The organism is Halomonas urumqiensis (assembly GCF_003028575.1).
GTDB classification, from domain to species: Bacteria; Pseudomonadota; Gammaproteobacteria; order Pseudomonadales; family Halomonadaceae; genus Halomonas; species Halomonas urumqiensis.
In genome coordinates, this window is record NZ_PYUD01000009.1 from 100,554 (window position 1) to 107,457 (window position 6,904).

At 62.8% G+C, this 6,904-nt stretch carries 6 protein-coding genes; 5 read left to right on the top strand and 1 reads right to left on the bottom strand.

All coding sequences use genetic code 11. The features are described from left to right. Nucleotides 1–8: 8 nt before the first annotated feature. The gene (locus tag C6V82_RS16690) at nucleotides 9–1,556 is read right to left on the bottom strand and encodes a 3-hydroxyacyl-CoA dehydrogenase (protein WP_102587361.1); all 1,548 of its coding nucleotides are present in this window, start codon (nucleotides 1,554–1,556) and stop codon (nucleotides 9–11) included. A gap of 240 nt (nucleotides 1,557–1,796) precedes the next feature. Here C6V82_RS16690 and C6V82_RS16695 point away from each other — a divergent pair, with 240 nt between their 5' ends. The 5 genes from C6V82_RS16695 to C6V82_RS16715 all read left to right on the top strand — a co-directional run. Continuing rightward, nucleotides 1,797–2,948 (top strand): acyl-CoA dehydrogenase family protein, encoded by a 1,152-nt coding sequence (locus tag C6V82_RS16695; protein ID WP_102587362.1) that lies wholly within the window; start codon nucleotides 1,797–1,799, stop codon nucleotides 2,946–2,948. After that, a complete protein-coding gene (locus C6V82_RS16700; RefSeq protein ID WP_102587363.1) occupies nucleotides 2,948–4,549 on the top strand; it encodes a class I adenylate-forming enzyme family protein in 1,602 nt (533 codons plus the stop codon). The genes C6V82_RS16695 and C6V82_RS16700 overlap by 1 nt, the downstream gene beginning before the upstream one ends. Beyond that, nucleotides 4,546–4,977 carry a PaaI family thioesterase gene (locus C6V82_RS16705; RefSeq protein WP_102587364.1) on the top strand — a complete coding sequence of 144 codons (432 nt, stop codon included), beginning with the start codon at nucleotides 4,546–4,548 and terminating at the stop codon, nucleotides 4,975–4,977. Before C6V82_RS16700 ends, C6V82_RS16705 begins: the two co-directional genes overlap by 4 nt. After that, nucleotides 4,974–6,356, top strand: a complete 1,383-nt coding sequence (locus tag C6V82_RS16710) for a hypothetical protein (RefSeq protein ID WP_102587365.1) — start codon at nucleotides 4,974–4,976, stop codon at nucleotides 6,354–6,356. The genes C6V82_RS16705 and C6V82_RS16710 overlap by 4 nt, the downstream gene beginning before the upstream one ends. Before the next feature lie 184 nt (nucleotides 6,357–6,540). Further along, the coding region (locus C6V82_RS16715; protein ID WP_420809974.1) for an electron transfer flavoprotein subunit beta/FixA family protein at nucleotides 6,541–6,904 on the top strand (364 nt) is incomplete at its 3' end.

Consider the following 6,904-nt stretch of genomic DNA (forward strand, 5'->3'; position numbering starts at 1 on the left):
CACTCCTGTCAGGTCGATTCGGGGGTCGCAAGCGGCAGGCCCAGCATGGCGCGTCGGCGCAGCCAGGGACTGGGGCGATAGCGTGGGTCGCGGGTGGCGGCGAACATGTTGTCGAGGATCGAGAGTATCCGCCGGCCGCCGAAGTGGTCGCCCATTGCCAGCGGTCCTCGTGGATAGCCGAGCCCCAGTTCCACGGCGCGGTCGAGAGTAGCGGGCTCTGCCACGCCCTGTTGGGCAATGTCAGCGCCGACATTGACGATGCAGGCCACCACGCGCTGGAGCACGAAGCCGTTGCTGTCGTTGAGCACACTCACCGGGGTGCCGTCAGCGCCAAGCAGGGCCCAGGCGGCATCCCGGTAGCGGGTCTGGGTGGCCGGGGTGGTCATCAGGCTACGCCGCTTGTCGAGGCCGCCGAGCATATCGATCGCCACACAGCGACGCGCATCGAGACCCAGGCGCAGTGCCGTCTGGGTGGCGTCTTCACCCAGCGGGGTGAGCAGGCAAAGCGAGTCGGGGCTTGGCTGATCGCGCTGTTCGAGCGTCCAGCCAGCGGCGGTGACCACTGCCGAGAGGGCCTGGGCGGCTTCGGGGTCTTCGCGGCTGATCCATATCGGCAGGGGAGTGGCCGCCGGCGCTGAAGGTTCCTTGGCCACTACCGCCTGGCCCTCCTGGTAGCAATAGAAGCCTTCGCCGCTCTTGCGGCCCAGCAGCCCGGCATCGAGACGCGATCGGGTCAAGGGTGAAGGCCGGAAACGCGCCTCTTCATAATACTGGTGATAGATCGACTCCATTACCGCGTGGGATACATCGAGACCGGTCAAGTCCAGCAGGCTGAAGGGCCCCATGCGAAAACCACCCTGGTCGACGAGGATGCGGTCGATGGTGGCGTGATCCGTCACGCGTTCGCCAAGGATTCGCAGCGCCTCGGTGCCGAAGGCGCGCCCGGCGTGGTTGACCAGAAAGCCCGGGGTGTCGGTGGCGCGAGCGGTAAAATGCCCCATGGCCTGTCCCAGGGCATCCACGTGGTCGACGACCTCACGGGAGGTTCGCAAACCGGGTATGACCTCCACGATCTTCATCAGCGGAACAGGGTTGAAGAAGTGGAAGCCGATCACTCGCTGCGGTAGGCGGCACGCGGAGGCAATGGCGGTTACCGACAGCGACGAGGTATTGGTGGCCAGCACGGCGTCGTCAGCGATGACCGCTTCCAGTCGCCTGAAGAGGTCCTGCTTGACGTCGAGATCCTCGACGATGGCTTCCACCACGATATCGCAGCCCGCCAGATCCTCGAGCTCGGTAGCCTCATGGAGCCGGGATTGGTAGCTTGCCTGATCGTCTTCGCTCAGGCGCCCCTTGGCTACTCCACGCGACCAGATGCCAGCGATGAAGTCCCTGGCCTCATCCACCGCGCCCGTGCGTGCATCATGCAGCATCACCTCGAGACCCGCCTGGGCAGCCAACTGGGCGATGCCGCGACCCATGGCGCCGGTGCCGACCAGCCCCAGGCGGTGGAAAGGTGCCGACGAAGTGACATCCGAGGGTGTGGGGGACGACATGGCGAGCTTCTCCTCATGATCGGGTATCGGGACAGTCGTGCGCTGAACAGTCGAGCGCTGATATGCAGCGTGCTTATATTCCGCAAAGCAAAACTAAATTCCGTATATTGACTGCCATCCTAGGCTATGCAAAAGTGCCTGACAATAGATGCGAACGACAATTCCATGATGCAGAACCGGTACTCCTGACGTAGCCGACTCCCCGAGACCCGCCTGCCACTTCACCTGTGAGGACACGCCATGATTCGTGACCCGGAACTCCTGAATCAGCTTCTCGATACCATTTCGCGTTTCGTGCGCGAACGACTGATTCCCAATGAAGCGCGCCTGGCCGAGGACGATGCCGTACCTGCCGAATTGCTTGCGGAGATGAAGGAGATGGGTCTGTTTGGCCTGTCGATCCCGGAAGAGTATGGCGGTCTCGGCTTGACCATGGAGGAAGAGGCGCTGGTCGCGATGGAGATTGGCAAGACGTCTCCGGCGTTCCGTTCGGTGTTTGGCACCAACAACGGCATCGGCGCACAAGGCATTCTCATCGACGGTACGCAGGAGCAGAAGCTGAAGTACGTGCCGGCGCTGGCGACTGGAGACATCCTCAGTTCGTTCTGCCTGACCGAGCCCGATGTCGGTTCCGACGCTGCCAGCCTGCGCACCACGGCCGTACGTGACGGCGATCACTACATTCTCAATGGCACCAAGCGCTACATCACCAATGGCCCCGAGGCGGATCTTTTCACCGTGATGGCGCGAACGGATCCCGCCAAGAAAGGGGCAGGTGGCATTTCGGCGTTCATTGTCGAAGGTGACACTCCCGGACTCGAGCGTGGGCCTGCCGACAACAAAATGGGTCAGAAGGGCGCCCACACCTGCGACATCATTTTCAACGACTGCCGGGTGCCGGCCGAGAACATCATCGGGGGCCGCGAGGGCCAGGGCTTCAAGACAGCGATGAAGGTGCTGGATCGCGGCCGACTGCATATTTCCGCCGTCTGTGTCGGTGTTGCCGAGCGGCTGGTCGAGGAGTCGCTGCGCTATACCATGGATCGCCAACAGTTCGGCGTGCCGCTTTCCAGCCATCAACTGATCCAGGCAATGCTTGCCGACAGCAAGACTGAAGCCTATGCCGGCCGCACCATGGTCCTCGACGCGGCTCGTCGGAAGGATGCCGGTGAAGATGTCTCGACCCTGGCCTCGTGCGCCAAGCTGTTCTGTGCGGAGATGGTGGGTCGTGTGGCCGATCGCGCGGTTCAAGTCCATGGCGGCGCTGGTTACATGGCGGAGTATGCCGTCGAACGCTTCTATCGCGATGTGCGGCTGTTCCGTATCTATGAAGGTACCACCCAGATCCAGCAACTGGTGATCGCCCGGAACATGGTACGGGAGGCATCCTGATGACGTTTCGTGTAGCGCGCCGGGCACCTGACGAGCGGATCTTTGGCCGCCTGGCCAGTGAGCTGGTGGCCGAGCTTCCCGAGCGCCTGAGTACCCGGGTGCTCGAGAATGCCCGTCGCATTCCCGACGAGCCGGCACTGGTCGATGGCGATATCCGCTGGAGCTACGCAGAGCTGGCGCGCGAGATTGGCGAGGCGTGTCAGTGGCTGGTTTCACTCGGGATTCGCCCAGGCGACCGTGTGATGATGGTTGGTGAGAACAGTCGTGCCCTGGTAGCCGTGCTGCTGGCGGCAAGCGAACTCGATGCCTGGGTGGCGATCGTCAACTCACGGCTGTCGGTCAAGGAGATCGATCTGATTCGCGATCATTGCCTGCCGCGACGCGTCCTGTACACCAGTGAGGCATCCCCCGATGCGGATGAGCACGGTCGTCGTCACGGCGCCGAGTCGCTGGTGCATCCCAGCCTGGGTGCGCTGAGGGTAGGGGCGCTGGCTTCAAGCGACCCTGAACCGGTGTCGGCCAGTGGCGACGAGCAGGTGGCGGCGATGATCTATACCTCCGGCACCACCGGCACACCCAAGGGTGTCATGCTCACTCACCGCGGTATTCTTTATATCGCATCGATCTCCGGGGGCATGCGCCATCTTGGTGAGGGCCAGCGCGTCTATGGGGTGCTACCCATGTCGCATGTCTTCGGTCTTTCTTCGGTATGCATGGGATCGCTCTATAACGGTGCCTGTCTCTATACCGTGCCACGCTTCGATGCGGCGATGATGCTCGCGACCCTGGAGCGTGAGCGAATCACCGTCCTGCAGGGCGTGCCGGCCATGTACTCGAGAACCCTGGAGTTTCTTCGCCAGCGCGGCCAGCCTCTGGAAGCGCCAGCGCTGATCTATATGTCGGCAGGCGGCTCGCCGATGGATGCCGACATCAAGGGAAGAGCCGAGGCGGTTTTCGGGCTGACACTGCATAACGGCTATGGCTTGACCGAGGCCAGCCCGACCATCAGCCAGACCCGTATCGATGATCGACATGCCAGCAATACCGCGGGGCGTGTGTTGCCACTGCTGGAGTATCGCCTCGCGCCGTTGGATACAGGCGGTGACGCCACCGAGGGCGAAGACGAGGTTGGCGAGCTCTGGGTGCGTGGCCCCAATGTCATGAAGGGCTACTTTCGCCAGCCCGACGCCACGCGAGCCATCCTCACCGACGATGGTTGGCTCAATACCGGCGATATCGCGCGGTTCGACGAGGCCGATCAGCTGTATATCGTGGGGCGCAGCAAGGAGCTTATCATTCGCTCCGGGTTCAACATCTACCCACCCGATGTCGAGGCGGTGATCAACGAACATCCCGATGTCACCCTGTCCGCCGTGGTGGGCCGCCAGGTATCGGGTAACGAGGAGGTGGTGGCCTTCGTGCAGTGCGAGCCGGGGTCGAACCTGGACGAAACGACGTTACATGCCTTTATCGCCGAGCGGCTGGCCCCCTACAAGCGGCCATCGCAGATCGTGTTGATGGAGAGTCTGCCGGCGACGGCAAGTGGCAAGATTCTCAAGGGGCGGTTGCGTGACATGGCGCAGGGGAGGGACATGCCATGAGTGACGTCTTGCCACTGTCCTGGCGAATGGTGGGCTTTCAGGATTTTCTGGGCGTCCGCGTGGTTGACTGGGTACCGGACCAGGTCACGCTCGAGCTGGTGGTCGAGCCACATCACCTCAACCGCAGCGGGATCGTGCATGGTGGCGTTCTCTGCACCTTGCTGGATGTGGCGATGAGTTTTTCGGGCTTGCACTGCGAAGCTCCGGATCAGCTTCGCAAGGCGATGACCTTGTCGCTTACCACCACCTTCGTGGCGGCAGCCAAGGGAGATACGCTGCGAGCTATCGGCAGGCTGGAAGGCGGTGGGCGCAGTACCTTCATGGCCAGCGGTAAAGTCTTCGACAGCGAAGGCACCCTTGTGGCGATGGGCGAAGGGGCCTTTCGTCGGCGCCGGGGAAGCGAGGCCGCCGAGGTGGAGGGCCAGTGAGTGGGGGGCGGCTGAGGGCTTGCCTGCTGTTGGTCGTGACGCTGGCGACCCTGGCAGACCTGGTGTTCGCGAGCCTCCTGGCGCAGTGGTTGGCCATGCTGGCTCTCGGGGGGTATCTGCTGAGCCTGCGCGGGCTTTCCTCCATGGCCCGCATCCTGCTGGTTGTGGCCTTCATGCTGAGTCTGGTGGCGCTGTGGCAACATGACGAGCCACTGGTATTGCTGCACGAGGCGGCGGGGCGCTTTGCCTTCTTTGCGACCTTCCTGGTGGCGTTGGGCCTGCTTCGTCTGCCTGCCTACCGGTCGACGCTGGTGAAGCGCTGTGGTCACACCATGCTCCTTCAGCCTCCCAGCCGACGGTATCCGATCCTGTCATTGGGGTCGGCGCTGTTCGGCATCATTCTCAATATCGGTGTCCTGAATCTGTTTGCCGCCATGATCGAGAAGAGCAACACCCTGGCGGCGGCACAGGGGCGCTTGTGGGTACAGCAAGCTCGCAGGCGGCGAATGATGCTGGCGTTGTTGCGTGGGTTTGCCTTGGCGCCACTGGTGTCACCCATGGGTATCGGCATGGCGGTAGTGCTCTCCAGCATGGAGGGCCTGCGCTGGATCGAACTGGCTCCCTATGCCCTGGGTGCGGCGCTGTTGCTGTTCCTGGTCGGCTGGGGCGTCGACCGGCTGACGGGCCCACGACTTCAGTCCAGTCGCCAGCATGACATTCCTCCACTGCAGCCGCTGGTGCGTTTCTGCCTGTTGTTGGTCTCGCTGGTAGCGTTGATCTTCTCACTTGCCTGGGTGGGTGGGCTGCGTTTGCCCACGGCGGTGTTGCTAGGGGCCCCCTTGGGGGCTTTCCTGTGGCTCTGCTGGCAGGGCCGTCGCCATGGCCTAGCGGGGATACCGAGTGCCGCCGTGACCATGCATCGCGGGTTGCCAAGGCTGGTGGCTCCCGCGTCCAACGAGATCGTGGTGCTGGGGGCAGCCGGCTATCTGGGGCACATCTGCGTGGGATTGGTGGAGGGTACGGCGTTGGCCGAGCGTGTCGGTTTCCTCTCAGCGCTGGGGGCAGGCACCGCGGTGGTCGCCATGTTGCTGGTGGCACTGTTGGCTCAGGTTGGCATCAACCCCATCGTCAGCGTCACGCTGCTGGTCGGTATTCTGCCCACCCTGGGTATCGAGGGATTGACGCCACCCATTCTGGCGGTCTCCCTGCTGGTGGGGTGGACACTGGCGCTCATGTCATCACCCATGACCGTCTCGATGCTGATTCTGTCCAGGTTCACGGGCGTTTCGTCGTTGCGGATCGGCTATCGCTGGAACGGCCTGTTTCTCTGCCTTGCCACCCCGCTTTTGGCGGCGTGGTTTTTGATAGCACGTTTTTAGCGTGCCAGTGGCCATTCACCGTTCCACTGGCATGCGTCCCTGAATACTCAAATGAACTGAATATGCACATGCACTGAATACTCACAGGACATGGCCATGCCATCGGCCATGACGGCAAGCACCGGAGTGTCGACACGATCCAGGACACCCTGGAGGGCCAGCCACACAACATGGGAGAAACGCCATGAAAGTACTCGTCGCGGTCAAACGCGTCATCGACTACAACGTCAAGATCCGGGTCAAGCCGGATAATTCCGACGTCGATCTCACCAACGTCAAGATGGCCATGAACCCGTTCTGCGAGATCGCCGTGGAAGAAGCGGTGAGGCTCAAGGAGCGCGGCGTGGCCACCGAGGTCGTGGCCGTGACCATCGGCCCCAAGGCCGCCCAGGAGCAACTGCGCACCGCCCTGGCACTGGGCGCCGACCGGGCCGTTCATGTGGATACGTCCGCCGAGTCCGATCAGCGAATTGAATCCCTGGCCGTGGCCAAGCTGCTTGCCAAGGTGGTCGAGGAAGAGCAGCCGGGCCTGGTCATCGTCGGCAAGC

Coding starts and splice junctions, on each gene's coding strand:
- C6V82_RS16705 (WP_102587364.1), top strand. CDS start 4,546: ATGAGTGACGTCTTGCCACTGTCCTGGCGAATGGTGGGCTTTCAGGAT.
- C6V82_RS16690 (WP_102587361.1), bottom strand. CDS start 1,556: ATGTCGTCCCCCACACCCTCGGATGTCACTTCGTCGGCACCTTTCCAC.
- C6V82_RS16695 (WP_102587362.1), top strand. CDS start 1,797: ATGATTCGTGACCCGGAACTCCTGAATCAGCTTCTCGATACCATTTCG.
- C6V82_RS16700 (WP_102587363.1), top strand. CDS start 2,948: ATGACGTTTCGTGTAGCGCGCCGGGCACCTGACGAGCGGATCTTTGGC.